Here is a 213-nt window from a genome sequence, read left to right on the forward strand (position 1 = left end):
GTACACCGCATCGCCATCGGCGAGCACCTTAAGATCGAAAATCTTGCCGATGCCAAGCCAATCACCCAAGTTGATAAGGCCGAGGTCTTCAAGCCCAGGAATATAGAGCACCTTGAGCAACGCATTCACGATGAAAAGCACCAGGTCGAGCAGCGGAGAGCTTACCTCGGCTTCCACCAAATGGGCACGCAGCGCCTCGCCGGCAAAACCGCC

General features: G+C 56.3%; 1 protein-coding gene. It reads right to left on the reverse strand.

Features of this window, described 5'->3' with window-relative positions; all coding sequences use genetic code 11:
* Nucleotides 1-213 (reverse strand): hypothetical protein (locus HJY11_RS14565; RefSeq protein WP_208076565.1); only part of this gene is annotated, 213 nt, incomplete at both ends.

The organism is Bittarella massiliensis (ex Durand et al. 2017) (assembly GCF_017566145.1).
Lineage (GTDB): Bacteria > Bacillota > Clostridia > Oscillospirales > Ruminococcaceae > Bittarella > Bittarella massiliensis_A.